The sequence below is a fragment of the Bradyrhizobium sp. IC3123 genome (assembly GCF_020193625.1).
Taxonomy (GTDB): domain Bacteria; phylum Pseudomonadota; class Alphaproteobacteria; order Rhizobiales; family Xanthobacteraceae; genus Bradyrhizobium; species Bradyrhizobium yuanmingense.
The window spans coordinates 218,721-239,933 of the sequence record NZ_JADYVF010000007.1; the positions used below are offsets into that span (position 1 = coordinate 218,721).

A 21,213-nucleotide genomic window follows, 5' to 3' on the forward strand; every position below is an offset into this window, starting at 1 on the left:
ACACTTTTCCGGATCATGCTCTAGCCTATGATATCGACGCACCGATTCGACCCGAGGGTTTCATGACCGTACGCCTGCACCGCGGCGACCTGCCCGACCTGTCCCGCTACACCGGAGCGGTGGCGATCGACACCGAGACCATGGGGCTGAACCCGCACCGCGACCGTCTCTGTGTGGTGCAGCTCTCGCCCGGCGACGGCAGCGCCGACGTGGTGCAGATCCCCAAGGGCCACACCGACGCGCCGAACCTGAAGGCGCTGCTCGCCAATCCTGGGGTCACGAAGATATTCCACTTCGCGCGGTTCGACGTCGCGGTGCTGTACCAAACCTTCGGCATCATGACCGGGCCGATTTATTGCACCAAGATTGCGTCCCGCCTGACCCGCACCTACACCGACCGCCACGGCCTCAAGGACCTCGTCCGCGAGGTGCTCAACATCGACCTCTCCAAGCAGCAGCAGTCCAGCGACTGGGGTTCCGACAGCCTGAGCGAGCCGCAGCTCGCCTACGCCGCCTCCGACGTGCTGCATCTGCATGCCTTGCGCGAGCGGCTGGACGCCATACTGGTGCGGGAAGGCCGCAGCCAGCTGGCGCAGGCCTGTTTCGACTTCCTGCCGACCCGCGCCCTGCTGGACCTCCAGGGCTGGGCGGAAGAGGACATTTTCGCGCACTCCTGAAGGCCCCCCGTGGCGGTTGGCCCGGGATTGCCGCCCCGTTTCGGACACTTTCGTAACGGCCTGTCGCCGGCTGCATATTTGGGCGGCGCCGGATAGAATGGGGTGCGCCCCCTCGACCGGACAAGGCGAGCGATACGTCAGGAGACAGGTAAGCAGGAACCCCGGTGAATTCGGCCCAGAACCCCACCTACGACGCCGCGCTTGCGGCGAAGTTTGCCAGCGCGGCCCGCCACAGCCGCCTGGTGCGGATTCTACGCATCGCGGTCCCGGGTGCTGTGGTGCTGTCCATGGCTGTCATCGTCGGCGTCTCGATCTTCAATCCGTTCCGCATGCTGATGCCGAAGCTGCCGCTCGACTCCGGTAATCTGGTGGTGTCGGGCACCAAGATCACGATGGAATCGCCGCACCTCGCCGGCTACACGCCGGACCAGCGGCCCTACGAGCTCTGGGCCAAGACCGCGACGCAGGACATCACCGATCCCGATCATGTCGATCTCAATGACCTGCGTGCGAAAGTGCTGATGGAGGACAAGTCGACCCTGTTCCTCGATGCCCGCACCGGCCGCTTCGACAACAAGCAGCAGCAGCTCGATCTGCGCAAGGACATCTTGCTGCGCACCTCGACCGGCTACGAGGCGCGGCTCAATTCCGCCTTCGTCGACATGGGCAAGGGCACGGTCTCCTCGGACGAGCGCGTCGACGTCAAGCTGACCAATGGCACGCTGAGTGCGGATCGCCTGCGGATTACCGAAGGCGGTGACGTCATCCGCTTCGAGGGCAATGTGGTGATGCATCTGGACAAGCTGGATGAACCCGCCGCTGCTCAGCCTGGACCAACCGAGCCTGCGCCGACGAAGACGCGCACGCCTCAGAACAAGTCTGCCAATTCGAAGTGATTTTCATGATGAAGTTCTTCTCGCGCAACGACAACAGGCGCAGCGCGATCGTCAGCGCAGCCGCGCTTGCCTTTGGTGTCTTGATCGCATCCGGTGAAGGCCGCACGCAGAGTTCGGCGACTGCGCCCAACAACGCGCTGCAGGGCTTTACGCAAAACCGCGATCAGCCAATTCAGATTGAAGCGGCCTCGCTCGAGATGCGCGACAAGAAGAAGGAGGCGACCTTCTCCGGCAATGTGAAGGTCGTGCAGGGCGACACCACCATGACCTCGAAGACGCTGGTGGTGTTTTACGATTCGGGCGGCGGCGACAAGCCGGCCGCGCCGCAGCCTGCGGCGAAAGCGACCAAGAGCGCGCCGATGCAGTCGGCGCAGCCGGGTCCGGGCGGCAGCTCCTCGATCAAGCGGCTCGAGGCGCGCGGCAATGTCGTGGTCACCCAGAAGGACCAGGTGGTGACGGGGGAGAGCGCCGTGTTCGACACCAAGACCAACCTGATCACCATGTTCGGCGGGGGCTCGGGCCAAGTCGTCATGACCCAGTGCAAGAACGTCATGCGGGGCGATCGGCTGACTGTCGATATGACGACCGGCGTGTCACGTGTGGAATCCGACAGCGGCCGGGTTCAGGTCCTGCTGCCGCAGGGCTCCAGCAACGATTGCGGTTCGGGCAAGCCCGGCGGCGCGCCGCCTTTGCAGTTACCCGGTGCAAGTAAACCAAAATGAATTCAACGGCTTGGTTCGGATGCGGCCGAACCGAGGGTTGAAGCCTGCCCGGCGAGCCTGTATCTAGCGCGCAGGGCTTTCGAAGCGGGGTCCGCCGCTTTTCGGGCGTGTTTCACTGGGCATGAGACATTCCTTCACCCATGCTGCGTCGGCCAATCGCTCAGGCTGGCGCGACAGATCGCGCGGATTTCGCGCAAGACGACGCCAAAGGCTAGAAGGCGGGGATGGTCGATCTCTTCAGCATGTTCCGTCGGCGCCCCGCCAAGCGCGGCCGGCCAGGATTTGCGCGTCAGGACATCACTGCGCTCGGGGACAGCGTCGGCGGCCTCGTGCCCAGTCCCGTCAGGGACACGCCGATTGCCCGCGACCAGCCCCGCGGGCCCGACCAGTTCCAAGGTGACTACACGGGCGACTACGAGGCCGACTATCAGGCCGAGCCGCGTCCGCAGGCGGTTCATCCCGTCCGAACGGCCGCCAGGTCCAACGGTGCCGGCGCGCCGCAGCTGTTGAAGCGGCCCGGATTCCTGGCTGTGCATAGCGTGGAAAAGGCCTTTGGCAGCCGCCAGGTGGTGCGCGGCGTCAGCATCTATGTGCGCCGCGGCGAGGCCGTCGGCCTGCTCGGCCCGAACGGCGCCGGCAAGACCACCGTGTTCTACATGATTACCGGCCTGATCAAGGCCGATCGCGGCGCGATCGAGCTCGACGGCCACGACGTCACCAAGCTGCCGATGTATCAGCGCGCGCGGCTCGGCATCGGCTATCTGCCGCAGGAAGCCTCGATCTTCCGCGGCCTCACCGTCGAGCAGAACATCCGCGCCGTGCTCGAAGTGGTCGAGCCCTCGCGCAAGAAGCGCGAGCAGCAGCTCGACTCGCTGCTCGACGAGTTCAACATCACGCGGCTACGGAAATCACCGTCGATCGCGCTGTCCGGCGGCGAGCGTCGCCGCGTCGAAATCGCGCGCGCGCTGGCGACGCGGCCGAACTACATGCTGCTCGACGAGCCCTTCGCCGGCATCGACCCGATCGCGGTCGGCGACATCCAGGACCTCGTCCGCCATCTCACCAATCGCGGCATCGGCGTGCTGATTACCGACCACAATGTCCGCGAGACGCTCGGCCTCACCGACCGTGCCTATATCGTCTATGCCGGGGAAATCTTGACCGAGGGAACCCCGGATGAGATCGTTGCCGATCCGGACGTGCGCCGCCTTTACCTTGGCGAGGAATTCCGCCTCTAGCCCTTTTTTCCAATTCGTCAAGCCGTGTACATCGGGCTGAGACTAGGATAAGCAAAAATCGGACCAACTTTTGGGATCGGTTCTTGCTTCATGGCGCTTACGCAGAGATTAGAGTTCCGGCAATCGCAGTCGCTAGTCATGACGCCGCAGCTGATGCAGGCGATCAAGCTGCTGCAATTGTCCAATCTCGATCTCACGACCTTCGTGGAAGAGGAGCTCGAGCGAAACCCGCTGCTGGAACGGGCCAGTGACGAGGCCCCCGCGGGCGAAGCTTCGGCCGAGGCCGGCAGTTACGGCGATTCCGGGGGCGGCCAAGGTGACGGTCATGGCGATGGCCAGGGCGAGGACGGCTTCGGCGGCAGCGCGGAAGGCTTCGAGCCGGGCCAGGAAGAATGGATGAGCAAGGATCTCGGCACCCGCGCCGAGATCGAGCAAACCCTGGACACCGGCCTCGACAACGTCTTCTCCGAGGAGCCGGCCGAGGCGGCCGCGCGCAACGCGCAGGATGCCGCGCCAACCACCTATACCGAATGGGGCGGCGGCGCCTCCGGTGACGAAGACTACAATCTCGAAGCTTTTGTCGCGGCCGAGACGACGTTGTCGGGCCATCTCGCCGAGCAGCTCTCGGTTGCCTTCACCGCGCCCGCGCAACGCATGATCGGCCAGTACCTGATCGACCTCGTCGACGAGGCCGGCTATCTGCCGCCCGATCTCGGCCAAGCCGCCGAGCGTCTCGGCGCGTCGCAGGCCGAGGTCGAAAGCGTCCTCGCCGTGCTGCAAAAATTCGATCCGCCCGGGGTCTGCGCGCGTTCCTTAAGCGAATGCCTGGCGATCCAACTGCGCGAGCTCGACCGCTACGACCCCGCGATGCAGGCGCTGGTCGAGCATCTCGATCTGCTCGCCAAGCGCGACATCGCGGCTCTTCGCAAGATCTGCGGCGTCGACGACGAGGACATCGCCGACATGATCGGCGAGATCCGCCGCCTCAATCCCAAGCCCGGCATGAAGTTCGGCTCGGCGCGCCTGCAGACCATGGTGCCCGACGTCTATGTCCGCCCGGGTCCCGACGGCGGTTGGCATGTCGAGCTCAACAGCGACACCTTGCCGCGCGTGCTCGTCAACCAGACCTATTATTCCGAGCTGTCGAAGAAGATCGGCAAGGACGGCGACAAGTCCTATTTCACGGATGCGTTGCAGAACGCGACCTGGCTCGTGCGCGCGCTCGACCAGCGCGCCCGCACCATCCTGAAAGTGGCGACCGAGATCGTGCGCCAGCAGGACGGGTTCTTCACCCACGGTGTCGCCCATTTGCGCCCGCTCAATCTGAAGGCCGTCGCCGACGCCATCCAGATGCACGAATCCACGGTGTCGCGTGTCACCGCCAACAAATACATGGCGACCAACCGCGGCACGTTCGAGCTGAAATATTTCTTCACGGCCTCGATCGCCTCGGCCGACGGGGGCGAAGCGCATTCGGCGGAAGCGGTGCGTCACCACATCAAGCAGCTGATCGATTCGGAGGAGCCCTCCGCGATCCTGTCGGACGACACCATCGTGGAACGCTTGCGCGCCTCGGGCATTGATATTGCCCGCCGCACGGTCGCGAAGTACCGCGAAGCCATGCGCATACCTTCCTCGGTGCAACGCCGCCGCGACAAGCAGAGCGCTCTTGGTAACGTCCTCTCTACCGCCTTGTCCGATCGCTCCCGCAATCCCGAACCGGCCTGATTGCGCTGGCGCCAAATCGCGCTACTCTCGATGCCCCATCGAGACCGATCCAAGCTGGGCACCAACCAAGCGAGGCATCACATGACTCTCAGAATCTCGGGAAAGAGCATCAGCGTCGGCGAGGCGCTGCGCGGCCGCGTTGCCGACCGCACCGACGAGGTGCTGCGCAAATATTTCGACGGCAATTATTCCGGCCACATCACGCTGAGCAAGGACGGCTTCGGCTTTCGCACCGATTGCGCCCTGCATCTCGATTCGGGAATCACGCTGGAAGCCGATTCGAACGCACCGGATGCCTATGCCAGTGCCGACCAGGCGCTGGTGATGATCGAGAAGCGGTTGCGGCGCTACAAGAACCGGCTCAAGGACCGCTCCGCACGCAAGGCCCATGCCGCCTCCGAGGCGATGGCTGCGCTCGACGCCACCAGCTATGTGCTGGAAGCGCCCGGAGAGGGCGAAGAGGAAGTCGCCGGCTACAGCCCCGTCATCATCGCCGAGCAAACCACGTCGCTGAAGCGGCTCTCGGTCAGCGAAGCCGTCATGGAACTCGACCTCAGCGGGGCACCCTGCCTGGTATTCCAGCATGGCTCGTCCGGTCGCGTGAACATCATTTACCGCAGGGCGGACGGCAATGTGGGTTGGATCGACCCGCCGGGAGCCAAGGTGGACGGCCAGGGCGGTGGCTAGGCCCGCCAGCCGGCGCCCGTACCATCCCGGCCCTTAACAATGACGGGGGCAAAGCCGCACGCGGGAGTTGGCACCGGGATTGCGTTGGAGTAGAAGCCCCCCACATCTGGATCGGGGCTAAGTCCGCCTCCTGCTTCATGTTATTGACGCCGGCCGAGCTTGGTCTATCAAGCTGGCCAAATCGGAACCTGACGGTTTAATTCACCTCGGAAAGCTTCCATGCCGATTACCGATCTGGTCGCACCCGAGGCGATTCTCCCGGCATTGAAAGTCAACAGCAAGAAGCAGGCGCTGCAGGAGCTGGCGGCCAAGGCCGCCGAGCTGACCGGGCAGAACGAGCGCTCGGTGTTCGAGGTGCTGCTGCAGCGGGAGAAGCTCGGCACCACCGCGGTCGGCTATGGCGTCGCCATTCCGCACGGCAAGCTGCCCAAGCTGGAGAAGATCTTCGGCCTGTTCGCGCGGCTCGATCGTCCGATCGACTTCGAGGCGATGGACGGCCAGCCGGTCGATCTCGTCTTCCTGCTGCTGGCCCCCGAAGGCGCCGGCGCCGATCACCTCAAGGCGCTCGCCCGCATCGCCCGCCTGCTGCGCGACCAGGACATCGCCAAGAAGCTCCGCGCCTCGCGCGATGCGCAGGCGATCTATTCGGTGCTCGCGCTGCCGCCGGCAACGGCGGCGTAACGTTCCGTCTTTCCCGCCCGGCAAGGGCCCGATCGTCCCTCGCACCTGATTGTGAGGGCAGCGTCCCGTCATGCCACCTTGATCTCAAAGGTAGAAGGTAGGACAATCTTCCCGCTTGAGACGCACGGCACATTGGGCGGCGCCAACATCCGCTGAGAGCCGTTCGAAGCCGTGGACTGAGCGGACGTGACTGGGAATGGAATGACGCCGTTGCGCCTCGCGGCCGCGGCGGGAGAACGGCCCTGGGAATCAGGCCTCGACCGGCCGATGCCCGCGGCAGGCGCGCGTGCGAAGGCGCCCGTGGTGCGCGGTGAGGCAAGATTTGCCGCGCGTCAGGCGGTCAGCTCATGACCAGCCTGCACGATTCCGAGGAGGACGACAGCGCGATCTGGCAAGCGCCCGGCGTCGGCGTGGAAAAGCTCGCCAGAATCGTGATGCGTGGCTCAATCACCGTCAATGTGATCGCGTCGATGGGTGTCTTCAACCCCGCGCTGCTTCCCGCAGAATGGAGCTTCGTGCAACAGGCCGTTGCGCTTCTGATGTGGGTCATCCTGATCTACGCCAGTGCCTTCGTGCGACCCTGCCTGCGCGTGCAGCCAAATCCCGATTTCATCGCGCTGGTCGCATTCTATGCTCTCGCCGCTGTCTCCGTGCTCTGGACCGGCCTCGCCACCGCGGCGATCATGAAGAGCGCGGCCCTCGTGATGACGACCTTCGGTGCGTACTGCCTGATCACGCGCATCGACATCGACGAGATCGTCGGAGCGACGGCGCTGGGACTCTTCATCTTGGTCGCCGCCTCGGCCCTGTGTGCGGTTTTCGTGCCCGAGATCGGCGTCGATCAGAGCTGGATGCACAACGGCCAGTGGCAGGGAATCTACGAATCGAAGCAGACTCTCGGCTTCATCAGCGCCTATCTGATGTTCTTTGCCTGCTATCAGAAGATGACGGGCCAGGGCTGGACAGTTTTTCTGCTTACGTTTCTCCTGGCATCGACATGCGTCATCGCCTCGGAATCGCGTGGTGCCGGTGCCGTTGCAATTGCCGCCGGTGCACTGCTCATGACCTCCCTATGGTCGATCCGCTGCATGAGGATTTACGCGGTGCTGCCGGTCGTCATGTGCATCCTGGCTGCGCTCCTGATCCTGTATTTCTACGTCACGGGCTACGATTCCATCCATCTCGGCGAATCGACCATCAATCTGACCGAGCGAACCTTTATCTGGCAGTACGCCATCGGCCATTTCGACGATGCGCCGCTGCTGGGCTTCGGCATCAACGGGTTCTGGACGCGCCCTGCGATTTACGACTATTTCAACCAGAACCACGGCTGGGTGCTGGACAATTATCATAGCGGCTACATTGCGGTGGCAATGGAAACCGGATTCCTGGGATCCGTGCTGTTCGTGGCGAGCGTCTATCTGTTCTCGGAAAAGGTCCTGTACCTGATCGACACGCGGTCGATCGATCGTCGCCACTGCGCTCTCATCATCGGATTCGTCGTCCTCAGCTTTCAATCGAATTTCACGGAGACGATGTTCCTTCGCTCGACCATGTTCACCTCGGTGCTGCTCGTCGCATTCTTCTTCGCAGTGTGCCGGCCGGTGCCGCAGCAGGGCCTGCAGCAATGATGGGGCAGGCGGGATGAATGCCATCTGCGTCCGCTGGGCTGTAACTTTCGGTCTCGCAATGACGCTATCCGTGCTTGCAATCTGCTCCCCGGCAGAAGCAGCCGGACAGGCCGCGTCCGCGCCCCCAAAACTGGGGCGCGGCATCAACATCCTCGGCTATGACGGCATTTGGGAGGGAGGCCGGAACGCGCCATTTCGTCTGGACAACCTCACCGCGATCAGGCGCGCCGGGTTCTCGCACGTCCGGATCAATTTCTTCGGCTTCAAGTTCATGGACCCGGAGAATGCGCTGGATGAGATCGTCTTGAGGCGGCTCGATGCCGTGATCGAGGAGGTGCTCGCCCGAAATCTCATCCCCATCCTGGACGAGCACGATACCCATATCTGTCAGCGCGACGTCTCCGCGTGCGCCGGGAAGCTGAAAGCGTTCTGGACGCAAATCGCCGCGCGCTATGCCGGAAAATATCCGAGGCTCGTCTTCGAGGTGCTCAATGAGCCGGGCGGGCAGATGACGTCCGCCGCCTGGAACGCCCTTCTGAACGAATGTCTCGGCATCATCCGCGCCACCAACCCCCGGCGGCCGGTGATCGCCGCGGTTCTCAACGTCGACGAGATGCCCGTCGAGGACTTGGTCCTGCCGCCGGATGACCGAAATATCATCGTCACGTTTCACTATTACGCGCCGATCCGCTTCACCCATCAGGGCGCACCGTGGTCGCCGACGTTCTCGCAAATAGGCCCGCTCGATTGGGGCACGCCGGAGGACGAGCAGAAGGCGCGCGCCGATTTCGACAAGATCCGGTCCTGGTCCGAACGGGAGAAGCGTCCGATCTATCTCGGTGAGTTCGGCGTATACGAGGCCGCGCCAGCCGAAGCACGGACGAGATATCTGTCGTTCGTGGCGCGAAGCGCGGAGCGGCTCGGCTGGGCCTGGGCCTATTGGCAATTCGATCATGATTTCGCAGCCTTCGACAGCGCGCGTCAAAGCTGGAAGCCGGAGATCATGCGGGCGCTGATTCCGGCGGGGCGCTGAGGCGGGGGCGTGACCTGAACTCAGCCGCGCCGGCGTGAAGCCATCCGACGATCGGATAGTTCAGCCTGGAGCGCCGTCATTAAGCCTAAGGCGCCGTGTTGCGGCGCGTTGTGCTCAACAGTACCGAAGTACCAAATGTGTCGGAGTGTTGCTCCTCGAATACAGCGCGCGGAGGCCGGCCGATGTACCTTACCGGAGATTTCTATCGCTGATTGCTTCGGGGGTGACGAATGAAACGACTGCTGCTGGCGACGTCGGCTCTGATTGTCGCAGGCTCTGCTCAAGGTGCCGATCTGGGAGCTCGTCCCTACACGAAAGCGCCGGTTGCGGCGGCCGTGCCTTTCAGTTGGACCGGCTGCTATATCGGGGGTCATGTCGGCGGCGGTGCGAGCCGAACGGGCTTCACGGATCCCGGCATCGGAACGGGGGCGGTCATCTCGCCTGCAATGACCATAGGCAGTGTGCCTGGTGATCGCATTGGGGTGAACGGAGACGTCGGAATTGTAGGAGGCGTTCAGGTAGGTTGCGACTACCAATTTGCCAGCAACTGGGTGCTCGGGATTGCCGGCGATTTCACGGCCACCGATCTTCACGGCACCGCCAACGATCCCTTCTTCGCCGGAAAGACCGGCGCGCCCGCCACTCTATCGAGCCGCACCGACTGGGTCGCCAGCGTCACGGGTCGGGTCGGCTACACATGGGATCGCTTGCTCGTTTATGGCAAGGGCGGCGTCGGGTTTGCGCATGACCGATACAATCTGAACAATTTCTCGTCGATTGGCGGCTTCTTTTGTCCCGGTGTGGGATTCCTCGTTTTTGAGCCCTGCAATTCAAGCGCCAGCACCGATCGTGTCGGCTGGGTGGCAGGTGCCGGTGTCGAGTGGGCCTTCGCCCCGAACTGGTCGGCCTTGGTCGAGTACACTCACTACGGCTTCGACAGCAAGCGCGTGGGATTCGCCAATCCAGCCGCCGCCACCACTGCCTTGATCGATATTCGTCAGGACATCGATATCGTGAAGGTAGGTATCAACTATCGGTTCGGCGGGTCACCCGTCGTCGCGAAGTACTGATTGATCGCTTAAGCAGACAAAGGGAGCGGCCGGGGCTCAACCTCGCGCCGCTTCCATGCGATTCACGATCCGCTGCCCGATCGGGCTCTTCAACCAGGCCTGGAAACCGGGCCGGTCCCAGATCATCCGACGCAATACCAGAAGCGATCCATCCGTATGCGATCGCACCGGTTTTTCGGGTTCGGGCTCGAGCGTCCATCCGAGCTTGGACAGATATTGAATGGTCGTCTGATTGCGCTCCAGCACGAACGCGCGGATGCGGCTCAGCTTGAGATCGTCGAACACGAACCTGAGCAGCGGAATGAAGGTGTTCACCGTCGCTCCGGCATTGCGGTGCTCCTTTTCTCCGATCACGGCGCTGACGAGCGCCTCGCTCGCCGCCGCGTTGATGTCGAGGCGGATGAAGCCGACATGGATGCGGCTGCCGCGCTCAAATATCCCGAGCAGGAGCCGTTCGCGCTGATCGAAGGATTTGATGTAGTCGGCGATCTCCGCCTTGGTCATCGCGCGCGGTGACGTGTTGAGGACATGCACGGTCCAGGGATCGGACAACCAGTCCGCCCAGCGCTGCGAGGCGTCATCGCGCTTGATGGTGCGCAGAAAATAGCGCCCGGCCGGAAACCACAATTGCTGCTTGGGCAGACGTTCGACTTTCGGCGGCATGCCGCATCTAAGCAGTTTCGAGTCGGACGATCAATTTGGATGGCGCAACGTGCAGGCCTCGAGGGGCGACGCCTTCGTGGGCGCCGCTCGTGCGCGTCAGCAGACCGTCGGCAGCAGGCGCCGGACTTCGTCGAGCAGTTCGGGGACCGCCCTCTTGTCACCCGCGAGGTGCTTGAGCAGCGCACTCTGGAACAGACCGTCGAACAGCGCGTAGAGCGCGCCTGGCGACGACGCCGGCCGCTTGCCGCCGAGCTCGGCATAGCGCGAGGCAATGCGCCAGATCATCGCTTCCAGGCTCTTGTCGATCTCGAGGACATCCTTGCGAAACGCCGCCTCAAACATCGCCTGCGAGCGCAAATCGTACCAAAGCCGGTGCATGCGGGCTTCGTTCTGCAGCGTTGCTGCGAGCTTGGCGAGGAAGCCCTCCGTCAATTCGTCGCGGCTCGTCGCTGTCGCGACGACCTCGTCATAGCGCGTCACGCACTTGGCCTTGTAGTGGCGAACGCAGCAGCAGATCAGGTCGAGCTTGTCGCTGAAATAATAGTGGAACACGCCGTGCGTGAACGCCGAGTTCTGCGCGATCTCCCGCAGGCTGGTCCGGGCGAAGCCGAGCTCTCCAAGCGTTTCGAGCGCGGCCTCGGCAAGCTCGATGCGTCGCGCGTTGAACTTGTCGTCCCGCACGATCTCCGCCGCGGCCTCTCGCTTCGCCGCTCCTGTCGCTTGCCGCGCCATCCTCGCGCTGTCTCCCGTCTCTTGGTCACCACGATCACGTCGTCGGTCATCGTCTACAAACCATCCTCTTTGACAACTGTCAAATTTTTTCCTTGACAACTGTCAAGTTCCGGGAGGAGTGTGCGCGCCAAGAAATTTGGACAGTCGTCAAGACGTCAGCAAATGGAGGAAATGCACCCGCCGGCGCCGCGCCGCCGGAACGGACTCGCATGCCGTTGCGCAACCGCGCCGGCACCGCGCTGCCAATCGCAGCGCGCACCGATCATCAGCGAACAGATCAGTCCAAAAGATCAGTCCAAGCAAAGGGAGGACGTGCGATGAGTGAGAAGAGTCTTGATGGCCGCAAAGCCCTGGTCACCGGCGGAGCCCGCGGGATAGGAGCGGCTATTGCAGAAGCACTGGCGCGCTCCGGTGCGGCGGTCATGATCGGCGACATTCTCGATGACGCCGGCAAGGATAGCGCCGGCGAGATCGCCAGGCTCGGAGTGAAGACCGGCTTCGTGCATCTCGATGTCGCCGACGATGCGCAGTGGGAGAAAGCGACTGCTGCGACGGTCGCCACCCTCGGCGGCTACGACATCCTCATCAACAATGCCGGCATTGAGATCACGTCGCTGGTCAGCGAGATCAGGGCCGAGGATGCGCGGCGGATGTGCGACGTCAACATCGTCGGCACCGTGCTCGGCATGAAGCACGCCTTCCGCGCGATGCGGCCGGGTGGACCGGCGGGCAAAGGCGGCGCGGTCGTCAACATCGCGTCTGTCGCGGCGACGATCGCCTTCCCAAGCATCGCGGTCTATTCCGGCACGAAATCCGCGGTCGATCGCATGACACGGGTCGCTGCGATGGAGGCCGGCAAGCTCGGTTATGGCGTCCGCGTCAACTGCATCTATCCTGGCTTGATTCCGACCGACATGGGCCTGCAGCTGGCCAACGACATCGTCAAGATCGGTCTCGCGCCCGACGTCAACGCCGCGGTCGGCTCGGTGGTGGAGCAGACGCCTCTCGGCAAGCTCGCGGAGGTCGGCGACATCGCTAATGCTGCGGTGTTCCTGTGCTCGAACGAAGCCCGCTTCATCACCGGCATCGGACTGCCGGTCGATGGCGGCATGGGAATGTGAGCTGCAAACCCGACAACGAACATTTCGGAGGAACGACAATGAGCGCGAAGAAGCCCGTCATCGTCTATGGCGCGTCCGGCTACACCGGCCGCCTGGTCTGCGAATACTTACGCGAGTACAACATCCCCTTCATCGCCGCGGGGCGCAGCGCGGAGAAGCTCAACGCCGTAATGAAGGCGAACGTGGCCGGTATCGAGACCGCCGACTACGAGGTGGTGGAAGTGCCGCACACCGTGAGCGCACTGACGGAGCTGTTCAACGGCGCCTCGGTGGTGCTCAACACCGTGGGCCCCTTCGCCAGGTTCGGTGCCGAGGTGGTGCAGGCCTGCTGGGCGTCCCGATGCCACTACACCGACACGACAGGCGAGCAGGACTGGCTGATCACGCTCGAGCAGGAATGGGGCACGAAGTTCGCCAATGCCGGCCTGCTGCTCGCGCCGGGCATCGCGCAGATGTACACCACCGGTGAGATTGCCGCGCAGCTGTGCCTGGAGACGCCCGGCCTCGACACGCTCGATATCGCCGTGTTCTGGGGCGGCAGCCCGACCATCGCCTCGACGCAGACCATCCTGGTCAACGCCGCGATGGCCAAGGCCTACTATCTGGAGCAGAACAAGTATGTCGAGCATCAGGTGGATGCCGGTCTCTACAACCTCGCCATCCCCGGCCAGCATGAGCTCGCACTGGCGCTGCCCTGGGGCGGCACCTCGCACCCGGTGTGGTTCAAGCGCGATCCGCGCGTGGCCAACGTGAAGGTGCTGGGCGGTGTGTTCAACCGCGCGCTGATGCTGGGCGTGCCGCAGATCGTCGCCGCTGCGCTGGACGCGACCAAGGACATGAACCCCGACGACCGCTACGCCGCCTTGGCGCAGACCGCCGCCGGCGTGATGAACACCATGCCGCCGCGCGAGAACCCACGTGTCAACAAGTCGCTGGATTCGGTGCATGCCTCCGGCCCGCTCGGGCGCGCGCACTGCGTCATCAACGGCAACAGCAATTACAAGCAGACCGGCTTGCTGCAGGCCTATGCAGCGGCGCACCTGCTGCAGCAGCCGCCCAAGCGCGTGGGCTTCGCCTCCGGCTGCCAGGCATTCGGTCACCACGAGCTCCTCGGCCAGCTGCGCAGCTTCGGGCTGGTCAGCAGACCGATCCTCACCGTGCACGACTGAGCAAGATCGCGGGTGGCGCGGCCGCGCGCCACCCGCCAGCTGCTTCCGGGATTGATCATGCGCTTTATCGATTACCTCGACAAAGGTGCTTCGCTCGGCGCTGATGCGCCGTGCCTGACCATGGACGGTCGCGATCTCAGCTATCGCGAGGTGCAGCAGCTGAGCTACCGCGTCGCGCGCGGGCTCGCGCGGTCGGGTATTGCTGCCGGCGAGAAGGTCGCAATCCTTTCCGGCAACGATCCGGTCGCGTTTGCATGCGTGTTCGGCATTTCCCGCGCGGGCTCGGTTTGGTGCCCGATCAATCCGCGCAACGAGGCGGCCGAAAACCGGCTCATCCTCGACCAATTCGATTGCAGCCTGCTGCTGTTTCACTCGAGCTTCGCGCCGATGGTCGAGGCGGTGCGTGCAGAGCTGCCGAAGCTGCGCGTCCTCGTCTGCCTCGATGCCGAGTTGCCCTTCGCGCCCTCGTTCGACGGCTGGCCTTGCCACCGACCAATATCAACGCGAGACGGTCGACGATCTCGCGATGCTTCCGGGCACCGGCGGCACCACCGGAAAACCGAAGGGGGTCATGCTGTCGGGCCGCAACATCGAAGCCATGACGGCGCTGACGCTGATGGGCTATCCCTTCAGGGGGCGTCCGATCTATCTCGCGCTCGCGCCGTTGACCCATGCGGCCGGTGTGCTGTGTTTCCCGATCATGGCGCTCGGCGGTCGCATCGTGATCATGCATCGCCCCGACATCGCGGAATTCCTCGAATTGATCGAGCGCTACCATGTCACGCACACCTTCCTGCCGCCGACATTGATCTACATGCTGCTCGATCATCCCAAGTTCGACTTGGCGAAGCTCGGGTCTCTGCAATGCTTCTGGTACGGCGCGGCACCGATCTCGGCCGCACGGCTTGCGGAGGCGCTCCGGCGCATCGGGCCCATGGCGCAGTTGTTCGGTCAGACCGAAGCGCCGATGATGATCTCGATGATGGCACCGGATGAGCATTACAATGCCGATGGCACGATCGCGATGGAGCGCCTCGCCTCGGCGGGGCGGATCAGCCCGTTGGTGCAGGCCGGCATCATGGATGGCGACGGCAATTTGCTGCCGACCGGCTCACGCGGCGAGATCGTGGTTCGCGGCTCGCTGGTGATGGAAGGCTACTACAAAAATCCCGAAGCCACGGCGGAGGCCTCCGCGCATGGCTGGCACCACACCGGCGACATCGGCTACATCGACGACGATGGCTACCTCTACATCGTCGATCGCGCCAAGGACATGATCATCACCGGCGGGTTCAACGTCTATTCGATCGAGGTCGAGAACGCGCTGCGGGCGCATGAGGCGGTACAGGATTGCGCCGTGATCGGCCTCGCGGACGAGAAATGGGGTGAGCGTATCGTCGCCGTGGTGCAGCCCCGTGCCGGCCAGAGCGTCGATGCGACGGCGCTGGCGGCCTTCGTCAAGCAGCGGATCGGCAGCGTCAAGACACCGAAGCAGATCGAAGTCTGGGACGATCTGCCGCGCTCCAAGGTCGGCAAGGTGCTGAAGCCGGATATCCGTGGGCGGCTGGCAGGTCGCTCAGGCGGTTAGTTAGAGCGAAATGGCTTTAGGTTGAATCGATTGTCGCGGCTTGTTCACCTCTCCCGCTTGCGGGAGAGGTCGCGCCGAAGGCGCGGGTGAGGGCTTTCTCCTCTTGGGGATTGTCCCATTGCGGAAGCACCCTCTCCCCAACCCTCTCCCGCAAGCGGGAGAGGGAGCGCACCTCCGGCGTTGCGTGATCAAGCCACATCTCATCGCGCTTTAGTCCGAAAGCCGCTCCAGCACGTCGCGCACCAGCCCTTGCAGGAGATCGAGCTTGTAGGCCGTCATCGGCAATGGTTTGGCACCCGAGCTCGCCGCTTTCGCCGCTTCTGCGATCGATGCCGCATTGGCAATCTTGTCACTGAGCGCGACTTCCACGGCGGTGAGGCGGAGCGGCACGGGCGCGACGCCGCCTGCAGCGAGACGCACGAGCTGGAACTTGCCGCCGGCGATGACGACGCGGGCGCAGAGTTCCACCAGCGGCCATTCCGCATAGGTCCGGCTGATCGCCCGCTTGTAGGACGCGCGCTCGCCTTGATGCGGAGCAGGAAGCGCAATGCTCTTGATCATCTCGCCTGCTGCGAGTGTATGATCGGCGTGCGCGACCGAGCCGTCGCCGAGCAGATCGCCAATCGTCAATCCGCTGCGCCGGTCCGTGGTGATGGTCGCATCATAGGCGAGCAGAGCCGCCGCCATGGTCGAGGGATGCGGCGCGATGCACGGTCCGAGATCGAAGGCAACGCCATAGAGATGATTGCCGGCACGGGCAGGACAGGTGCTGCCGCCTTTCTTCAGGCAATCGATGTCGGCCCGGCGGAAATACCAGCAGCGCGAACGCTGAGCAAGATTGCCGCCGAGCGTTGCAACCTGGCGCACCTGTGGCGTGGCGAGCCCTTGCGCGCTCGCCGCAATACCAGGATAGGCGGCGGCGATGCGCGCGTCCGTCGCGATCGTGGCGATGGTGGTGAGCGCGCCGATCTGGGCTGCTCCGTCGGCGTGCCAGCTGATCGTCTTGTCGCCGGCGGCCGAGATATCGATCAGCATTCCTTGCGACACGCCGCTGCGGCGGCGTTCGCTGAAGTCGGTGCCTCCGGCGCGGAATTCAGGCGTGGGATTGGCGGTGATGACGGCGACACTCATGCTGCATCCCTCCCTTTCAGCGCGGCCACAAGACGATCGGGCCGGAACGGAATTTCGGTCAGTCTCACGCCGATCGCATCGCGAATGGCGTTGGCGATCGCGGGCGAGGTCGGCACGGTGGCGACTTCTCCGATGCCGACGCTGCCGCCCGGCACATGCTCGAAACCGGCCTCGTCGAAATGCACGTCCAGTTTCGGCATGTCGGCAATGCCCGGAATGCGGTAATCCTCCATGCTGCCGCTCAGGATGTGGCCGCTCGAAGGATCGGCCTCCCGCGACTCATAGAGTGCGTAGCCGATGCCCTGGATCACCGCGCCCGCGGCTTGGCTTCGTGCCAATGCCGGCGCGGCGAGCTTGCCGACCGCGAGGCCCGTATAGGCGTTGAGCACGCGCACATGGCCGAGCCAGGTATCGACCTCGACTTCCATCACCTGCACCGAGCTCGGCACGCCGGCGCCGACCACCATGTGGTTCATCAGACGCAGCACCCAACCGAACACCCGGCCCATGATGCCCGCCTCGTGCAGCGCGGGCCTGACGCCGGGCGGCGGCTTGCCGTCCTCCTGGCGTTTGGCCGACACGGCGATATCAGGGGAGGCCGCGATCATCTCGCGCCACGGCGCGTTCGAGCCCGGAGCAGGTGTGCGAGACGCCGTGCGCCTGATTTCCGCTTTCAGCTTGTCGATGGCGAGCAAGGTCGGCGGCACCAGCGAGGCGGTGACGCGGCTGCCGCCGGAACCCGGTCCGCGGGGCAGGCTGGAGCGGCCGATGCGAACGTCCACATCATGCGGTTCGAGATCGAACGCCTTCGCGACGGTGTTCGCGATCACGCTGCGTGTGCCCGTGCCGATATCCTGTACCGCGCAGCTTGCGACGATGCGGCCGCCCTTGATCGCGAGTTCGACCGAGGAGCCGGTCTGCCAGAGATAGAGCCAGTAACCGGTGGCGACGCCGACGCCGCGCCGGTAGCGGCCGGTCTGCGATGCGGCTGGCTTGCGGCTCTTCCAGACGTCGAGGCCGGCAGCCCAGTCGTACAGTCGCTGGCGGTTGGGATCGGGGTCCCAGAGCTTGCGCAGGTGAATCGGATCGACCTTCATGCGCAGTGCGGCTTCGTCGACCGCCTGCTCCAGCGCAAACGACATCGGCGGACCGCCGGGGCCGCGGAACGGCGCGCCGGGCGGCAAATTGCTGAGCACGTCGAAGTCGACGAGCTCCTTTGCTTCGGCCGGATAGATCAGCCGCGCCAGGCCCGCGATCAGCGAGTTCACGGCGGCGCCGGTGTCTGCATGGGCAGTGAGCGACAGCGCCTTGAGGCGGCCTTCCGCAGAAGGCAGCAAGGACAGCTTCAGCTCGGCGGCCGGACGATAGCCGGTGACGGAAAGCTCCTCTTCACGATCGAAGGCGACGCGTACCGGCGCTTTCGCGGCGCGCGCAAGCTCGATCGCGGCGATGGTCTCCAGCCCAACGCTGCCCTTGGAGCCGAACCCGCCGCCGACATGATCGGCGATCACACGCACCTTGTCGTGCGGAAGGCCATAACGCTTGGCGATCTTCTCCATGCTCTCGTGGATGGCCTGGGTCGAGATGTGCACAATGAGCTGATCGCCATCGAACCTGGCCACGGCGGCATGTGGTTCGAGGCTTGCGTGCTGTTGCGTCGAGACGCGAAAGGTCTCCTCGACCAGCAGCGGATTGCGTTGCTGGCGCGCCTCGTCAAGCCAGCTCTTGGCGCGCTTGGCTTTCTGCGAGAACGGCGCAGAAGGCCCGCGCACATTGCCCTTCCACGACACCGGAGCGCCACCTGCGCCCTCGGACACGTTGCCGGCACGCTTGCGGTCCTTCTTTTCGAACACGACCGGTGCATCGTCGCGTCGCGCTGCATCGAGCCCGATCACAGCGGGCAAAGGCTCGGGCTTGAAGCTGATCGCGGCGATGGCCTGCAGTGCGGTGCGGCGATCCTTGGCCGCGACGGCTGCAATCGGCGCGCCGACGAAGCGGACCATGTTGTCATCGTCGAGCAGCGGAACGACGGCGGCAACACCGGCAATGGCGCGCGCCGGCGCCAGATCGAGCCCGGTGATCCTCGCATGCGCGACGTGCGCGCGCAGGATAACGCCTTCGAGCTGGCCGTCATGGTGAATGTCGACCGTGTAGCGGGCCAGTCCCGTCACCTTGTCGCGGGCTTCCAGCCGCGGCGCGATGGGCTCGTTGCCGTCGAAGCGGCCCGAGCATGCTTCGGCGACGGCGCGATAGATGCCTTCATAGGCGCCGCAGCGGCAGAGATGTCCCGATAGCGCGGCGGCGATCTCCTCGCGCGAGGGTGTCGCCGCGCCCTTGGTCGCGCGCCAGCCGTCATGGAAGGCGGCGGCTTCGACGACGAAGCCGGGTGTGCAGAAGCCGCATTGCAGGGCATCGTGCGCCATGAACGCCTTCTGCACCGGATGCAATCCGGTGGCTCCGACGCCCTCGACGGTCGTCAGCGATTTGTCGGCGGCTGCCTGCGCCGGCAACAGGCAGCTCACGACGGGCGTGCCGTCGAGCAGCACGGTGCAGGCGCCGCAGACGCCGGAGCCGCAGACGAGTTTGGTGCCGGTGAGGCCGCCATCGCGGATCACGTCGATCAAGAGCGCATCCGGATCGTCGGGCAGCGCCAGAGGCCGTCCATTGATGGTCGTGCTGGTCATTTTCGAACTCCCGTTTTGCGTTGGGACTTCTTTGCGGCCGGCGCCATCGCGCCGGCGATCAGCATGCGCAGCATGGTCTCGAGCTGTTTCAGGAACGCGTCGACCGGCTGCATGGAAGGGAAAGCGGATTTGGCGCCGTGGATCGCCATCTCGACGCAGCGCGCGAGCTCGCGCACGCTGACGCCGCTTTCGAGCCTGAGCTTTCGCTTGCGGCACACCCGCGCGATCGTTGTTGCGATCTCGTCGGCGAAACGGCTGGAATAGCTCTGGTAGAGGTCGCGCGCCTGCGCGAGGTGCTCGGAAAACAGCTCCTCGGTATGGGGCGAGTCCTTGAGCGAAGCGAGCAGCGACTGCATTCGCGCGCCGATCTCGGCGACCAGGATGTCGGCAAGATCGAGGCCCGCTTCTTCCGCCGCCTTCGCGGCCGCGATTTCCGCAGCGAGCCCCTGCGCGTAGATCCGCTCGAGCACGGCGCGAAACAGCGCCTCCTTGGAGGCGAAGTGATGATAGAGCGCCTGCCGCGTCAGTCCGGCTTCCTCCGCCGCCAGCTCGATCGAGGAGCGGCGGAAGCCGTGGCGCCGGAACACGCGCAAGGCAGCGTCGAGGATCCGGTCCTGGGGAGGGGCCTTGGCCTGCATTTTGTCAGATTTGACAAACGCGAACGAAATGTCAAATCACGGATTGATGACGGTCTCGTGCGCGCAAGAGCCAAGGCCGCCCCGCGCGGGCGGGAACATCGCCGAATTCCCGTCGGCTGGCGATGGCGACGCGAATACGTCGCCGCCCAAATGAAAACGGGCACGCCTTCTTGCGAAGGCATGCCCGTTTGAAACCCTATTCGTGCGACGCGCGCGTGCTTAGTGCACGCTCACCGCTTGCAGCTCGTTGCTCCAGGCGTTGGCGATCGCAGCTTCGCGGCTGTCGGTCAGCATGATCGGCGTGCCGTCGGCGGCGTGGAGCGCGAAAAGCTTGAGGCCCGGCGCGATCTTGGGCGCCTCGGGGAACAGGCCCGGCACGTCCTCGGAGCGGATCTGCTTCACATAGGCGATATGGCCTTCGCCCAGGGTTGCCAGTGTCTCCGGAGAGACGTTCTTGGCTTCGTATTCGAACGCAACGTGACCTTCACTCATGGTCTCGACTCCTCTGGAACACTAAGCGGTCGAGTCCGCTACTCGTTCCATTATTCGTGCTCATTGATAGCGATTGTCTTAACGATCCGCTCCGGTTCAGGACGGGCCAGATCGATCGACAACAACCCGTTCTTCAGATCCGCACCCAGCACCAGCATCCCCTCCGCCAGCACGAAGGTGCGCTGGAAGTGGCGCGCGGCGATGCCGCGATGGATGTATTGCCGGGTCTTGTCGTCCTGCTGCCGCCCGCGGATCACGAGCTGGTTTTCCTCAATGGTTACATCGAGTTGGTCGCGCGTAAATCCGGCGACCGCCAGCGTGATGCGCAAACGCTCGGGCTGGCCGTCCGTGCGGTCGCACCTCTCGATATTGTAGGGAGGATAACCGTCGGCGCCTTTGACGACCCGATCGAGCACGCGCTCGATCTCGTCAAAGCCCAGCAGGAAGGGACTGGAGAGCGTTGGAACACGAGACATAGTTTACAAAGTCCTCGCAGAAAGCGACTTTGGTGCATCAGGGCCCGCGAGCGGCGCCCCTTGATCAGCAATATGGGCATGTTCCCCTGTGGGTTCAAGCAGGTAGCGGGGGAGGCTGTGGACGGACCACTTTCCGCCATCGCCCGAATGCCTGGT

General features: G+C 64.3%; 20 protein-coding genes and 1 pseudogene. 14 read left to right on the forward strand and 7 right to left on the reverse strand.

Annotation, left to right across the window (positions count from 1 at the left end; genetic code table 11):
• The first annotated feature begins 62 nt into the window (after positions 1 to 62).
• From I6F20_RS23655 to I6F20_RS23700, 10 genes are all read left to right on the forward strand, one after another.
• The gene (locus tag I6F20_RS23655; protein WP_225128028.1) at positions 63 to 677 is read left to right on the forward strand and encodes a ribonuclease D; all 615 of its coding nucleotides are present in this window, start codon (positions 63 to 65) and stop codon (positions 675 to 677) included.
• 164 nt (positions 678 to 841) lie between these two features.
• The gene (lptC, locus tag I6F20_RS23660) at positions 842 to 1,573 is read left to right on the forward strand and encodes an LPS export ABC transporter periplasmic protein LptC (RefSeq protein ID WP_036003378.1); all 732 of its coding nucleotides are present in this window, start codon (positions 842 to 844) and stop codon (positions 1,571 to 1,573) included.
• Between the two features lie 5 nt (positions 1,574 to 1,578).
• Positions 1,579 to 2,295: an LptA/OstA family protein gene (locus tag I6F20_RS23665; RefSeq protein WP_036003381.1), complete on the forward strand. Its 717-nt coding sequence runs from the start codon at positions 1,579 to 1,581 to the stop codon at positions 2,293 to 2,295.
• A gap of 224 nt (positions 2,296 to 2,519) precedes the next feature.
• Positions 2,520 to 3,533 carry an LPS export ABC transporter ATP-binding protein gene (gene lptB, locus I6F20_RS23670; RefSeq protein WP_036024403.1) on the forward strand — a complete coding sequence of 338 codons (1,014 nt, stop codon included), beginning with the start codon at positions 2,520 to 2,522 and terminating at the stop codon, positions 3,531 to 3,533.
• Between the two features lie 90 nt (positions 3,534 to 3,623).
• Positions 3,624 to 5,261, forward strand: coding sequence for an RNA polymerase factor sigma-54 (gene rpoN, locus I6F20_RS23675; protein ID WP_225128030.1), 1,638 nt, complete (start codon positions 3,624 to 3,626; stop codon positions 5,259 to 5,261).
• Positions 5,262 to 5,342: 81 nt separating this feature from the next.
• Entirely contained in the window at positions 5,343 to 5,948 is a 606-nt protein-coding gene (gene hpf / locus I6F20_RS23680; RefSeq protein WP_036009184.1) for a ribosome hibernation-promoting factor, HPF/YfiA family, read from the forward strand.
• Between the two features lie 219 nt (positions 5,949 to 6,167).
• Positions 6,168 to 6,629 (forward strand): PTS IIA-like nitrogen regulatory protein PtsN, encoded by a 462-nt coding sequence (gene ptsN, locus I6F20_RS23685; RefSeq protein WP_008141251.1) that lies wholly within the window; start codon positions 6,168 to 6,170, stop codon positions 6,627 to 6,629.
• Positions 6,630 to 6,976: 347 nt separating this feature from the next.
• Complete coding sequence (locus I6F20_RS23690; protein WP_225128032.1) at positions 6,977 to 8,260, forward strand: O-antigen ligase family protein; 1,284 nt, start codon at positions 6,977 to 6,979, stop codon at positions 8,258 to 8,260.
• A 13-nt stretch (positions 8,261 to 8,273) separates the two neighbouring features.
• Positions 8,274 to 9,293 carry a glycoside hydrolase family 5 protein gene (locus I6F20_RS23695; protein ID WP_225128034.1) on the forward strand — a complete coding sequence of 340 codons (1,020 nt, stop codon included), beginning with the start codon at positions 8,274 to 8,276 and terminating at the stop codon, positions 9,291 to 9,293.
• A gap of 230 nt (positions 9,294 to 9,523) precedes the next feature.
• Positions 9,524 to 10,363 (forward strand): outer membrane protein, encoded by an 840-nt coding sequence (locus tag I6F20_RS23700; RefSeq protein ID WP_036024408.1) that lies wholly within the window; start codon positions 9,524 to 9,526, stop codon positions 10,361 to 10,363.
• A gap of 36 nt (positions 10,364 to 10,399) precedes the next feature.
• Here the strand turns inward: I6F20_RS23700 and I6F20_RS23705 are convergent, their stop codons facing one another.
• Both I6F20_RS23705 and I6F20_RS23710 read right to left on the reverse strand, forming a co-directional pair.
• Positions 10,400 to 11,026 (reverse strand): GNAT family N-acetyltransferase, encoded by a 627-nt coding sequence (locus I6F20_RS23705; protein ID WP_036009173.1) that lies wholly within the window; start codon positions 11,024 to 11,026, stop codon positions 10,400 to 10,402.
• A gap of 96 nt (positions 11,027 to 11,122) precedes the next feature.
• Positions 11,123 to 11,758 (reverse strand): TetR/AcrR family transcriptional regulator, encoded by a 636-nt coding sequence (locus I6F20_RS23710; protein ID WP_036024409.1) that lies wholly within the window; start codon positions 11,756 to 11,758, stop codon positions 11,123 to 11,125.
• 317 nt (positions 11,759 to 12,075) lie between these two features.
• On the opposite strand from I6F20_RS23710, the gene I6F20_RS23715 reads away from it, so the two are divergent.
• The 4 genes and pseudogenes from I6F20_RS23715 (at position 12,076) to I6F20_RS37995 (ending at position 15,636) form a co-directional block, all read left to right on the forward strand.
• Positions 12,076 to 12,879, forward strand: coding sequence for an SDR family NAD(P)-dependent oxidoreductase (locus I6F20_RS23715; protein WP_225128036.1), 804 nt, complete (start codon positions 12,076 to 12,078; stop codon positions 12,877 to 12,879).
• Positions 12,880 to 12,917: 38 nt separating this feature from the next.
• A complete protein-coding gene (locus tag I6F20_RS23720; RefSeq protein ID WP_225128038.1) occupies positions 12,918 to 14,048 on the forward strand; it encodes a DUF5938 domain-containing protein in 1,131 nt (376 codons plus the stop codon).
• Positions 14,049 to 14,168: 120 nt separating this feature from the next.
• Positions 14,169 to 14,435 (forward strand): annotated as a pseudogene (locus I6F20_RS37990) (AMP-binding protein); the annotation flags it as partial.
• Between the two features lie 139 nt (positions 14,436 to 14,574).
• Positions 14,575 to 15,636, forward strand: a complete 1,062-nt coding sequence (locus tag I6F20_RS37995; RefSeq protein WP_275945397.1) for an AMP-binding protein — start codon at positions 14,575 to 14,577, stop codon at positions 15,634 to 15,636.
• A gap of 210 nt (positions 15,637 to 15,846) precedes the next feature.
• Here the strand turns inward: I6F20_RS37995 and I6F20_RS23735 are convergent, their stop codons facing one another.
• From I6F20_RS23735 to I6F20_RS23755, 5 genes are all read right to left on the reverse strand, one after another.
• Positions 15,847 to 16,767 carry an FAD binding domain-containing protein gene (locus tag I6F20_RS23735; RefSeq protein WP_225128040.1) on the reverse strand — a complete coding sequence of 307 codons (921 nt, stop codon included), beginning with the start codon at positions 16,765 to 16,767 and terminating at the stop codon, positions 15,847 to 15,849.
• Complete coding sequence (locus I6F20_RS23740) at positions 16,764 to 19,451, reverse strand: molybdopterin-dependent oxidoreductase (protein WP_225128042.1); 2,688 nt, start codon at positions 19,449 to 19,451, stop codon at positions 16,764 to 16,766. Before I6F20_RS23740 ends, I6F20_RS23735 begins: the two co-directional genes overlap by 4 nt.
• Positions 19,448 to 20,089: a TetR/AcrR family transcriptional regulator gene (locus I6F20_RS23745; RefSeq protein WP_225128044.1), complete on the reverse strand. Its 642-nt coding sequence runs from the start codon at positions 20,087 to 20,089 to the stop codon at positions 19,448 to 19,450. The genes I6F20_RS23740 and I6F20_RS23745 overlap by 4 nt, the downstream gene beginning before the upstream one ends.
• Positions 20,090 to 20,308: 219 nt before the next feature.
• Positions 20,309 to 20,581, reverse strand: a complete 273-nt coding sequence (locus I6F20_RS23750; RefSeq protein WP_007598581.1) for a BQ00720 family protein — start codon at positions 20,579 to 20,581, stop codon at positions 20,309 to 20,311.
• A gap of 50 nt (positions 20,582 to 20,631) precedes the next feature.
• The gene (locus I6F20_RS23755; protein WP_024338612.1) at positions 20,632 to 21,057 is read right to left on the reverse strand and encodes an Hsp20 family protein; all 426 of its coding nucleotides are present in this window, start codon (positions 21,055 to 21,057) and stop codon (positions 20,632 to 20,634) included.
• Positions 21,058 to 21,213 lie beyond the last annotated feature (156 nt).

Excerpts from the sequence above, each read along its gene's own strand:
- I6F20_RS23655 (WP_225128028.1), top strand. The coding sequence starts at position 63 with ATGACCGTACGCCTGCACCGCGGCGACCTGCCCGACCTGTCCCGCTAC.
- I6F20_RS23665 (WP_036003381.1), top strand. The coding sequence starts at position 1,579 with ATGATGAAGTTCTTCTCGCGCAACGACAACAGGCGCAGCGCGATCGTC.
- lptB (WP_036024403.1), top strand. The coding sequence starts at position 2,520 with ATGGTCGATCTCTTCAGCATGTTCCGTCGGCGCCCCGCCAAGCGCGGC.
- rpoN (WP_225128030.1), top strand. The coding sequence starts at position 3,624 with ATGGCGCTTACGCAGAGATTAGAGTTCCGGCAATCGCAGTCGCTAGTC.
- hpf (WP_036009184.1), top strand. The coding sequence starts at position 5,343 with ATGACTCTCAGAATCTCGGGAAAGAGCATCAGCGTCGGCGAGGCGCTG.
- ptsN (WP_008141251.1), top strand. The coding sequence starts at position 6,168 with ATGCCGATTACCGATCTGGTCGCACCCGAGGCGATTCTCCCGGCATTG.
- I6F20_RS23690 (WP_225128032.1), top strand. The coding sequence starts at position 6,977 with ATGACCAGCCTGCACGATTCCGAGGAGGACGACAGCGCGATCTGGCAA.
- I6F20_RS23695 (WP_225128034.1), top strand. The coding sequence starts at position 8,274 with ATGAATGCCATCTGCGTCCGCTGGGCTGTAACTTTCGGTCTCGCAATG.
- I6F20_RS23700 (WP_036024408.1), top strand. The coding sequence starts at position 9,524 with ATGAAACGACTGCTGCTGGCGACGTCGGCTCTGATTGTCGCAGGCTCT.
- I6F20_RS23705 (WP_036009173.1), bottom strand. The coding sequence starts at position 11,026 with ATGCCGCCGAAAGTCGAACGTCTGCCCAAGCAGCAATTGTGGTTTCCG.
- I6F20_RS23710 (WP_036024409.1), bottom strand. The coding sequence starts at position 11,758 with ATGGCGCGGCAAGCGACAGGAGCGGCGAAGCGAGAGGCCGCGGCGGAG.
- I6F20_RS23715 (WP_225128036.1), top strand. The coding sequence starts at position 12,076 with ATGAGTGAGAAGAGTCTTGATGGCCGCAAAGCCCTGGTCACCGGCGGA.
- I6F20_RS23720 (WP_225128038.1), top strand. The coding sequence starts at position 12,918 with ATGAGCGCGAAGAAGCCCGTCATCGTCTATGGCGCGTCCGGCTACACC.
- I6F20_RS37995 (WP_275945397.1), top strand. The coding sequence starts at position 14,575 with ATGCTTCCGGGCACCGGCGGCACCACCGGAAAACCGAAGGGGGTCATG.
- I6F20_RS23735 (WP_225128040.1), bottom strand. The coding sequence starts at position 16,767 with ATGAGTGTCGCCGTCATCACCGCCAATCCCACGCCTGAATTCCGCGCC.
- I6F20_RS23740 (WP_225128042.1), bottom strand. The coding sequence starts at position 19,451 with ATGACCAGCACGACCATCAATGGACGGCCTCTGGCGCTGCCCGACGAT.
- I6F20_RS23745 (WP_225128044.1), bottom strand. The coding sequence starts at position 20,089 with ATGCAGGCCAAGGCCCCTCCCCAGGACCGGATCCTCGACGCTGCCTTG.
- I6F20_RS23750 (WP_007598581.1), bottom strand. The coding sequence starts at position 20,581 with ATGAGTGAAGGTCACGTTGCGTTCGAATACGAAGCCAAGAACGTCTCT.
- I6F20_RS23755 (WP_024338612.1), bottom strand. The coding sequence starts at position 21,057 with ATGTCTCGTGTTCCAACGCTCTCCAGTCCCTTCCTGCTGGGCTTTGAC.